The organism is Pseudomonas mandelii (assembly GCF_024138395.1).
GTDB classification, from domain to species: Bacteria; Pseudomonadota; Gammaproteobacteria; order Pseudomonadales; family Pseudomonadaceae; genus Aquipseudomonas; species Aquipseudomonas mandelii_E.
Genome location: NZ_JAMYDU010000067.1, coordinates 1 through 319 on the forward strand (window position 1 = coordinate 1; position 319 = coordinate 319).

Sequence of the window (319 nt, forward strand, 5' to 3'; positions counted from 1 at the left end):
TGAAGCTCCACCCAACTGATCGTTCCCACGCTCTGCGTGGGAATGCCTCTCGGGACGCTCCGCGTTCCTGCCTCACCACTGACACAATGCCGAACACCGTTGTGACGCAAAGCGTCACGGGCTGCATTCCCACGCGGAGCGTGGGAACGATCAATCGCGTGCGCGAACTGGCGGCGGATATTCGGGAAGTCATGGCGGGCTGAAGCCCGCAAGCTGATCGTTCCCACGCTCTGCGTGGGAATGCCTCTCGGGACGCTCCGCGTTCCTGCCTCACCGCTGACGCAATGCCGAACACCGTTGTGACGCAGAGCGTCACGGG

General features: G+C 63.3%; 1 protein-coding gene. It reads left to right on the forward strand.

What is annotated here, in order from left to right:
• The coding region (locus NHU87_RS28340; protein WP_253555184.1) for a hypothetical protein at nucleotides 1-203 on the forward strand (203 nt) is incomplete at its 5' end.
• Nucleotides 204-319 lie beyond the last annotated feature (116 nt).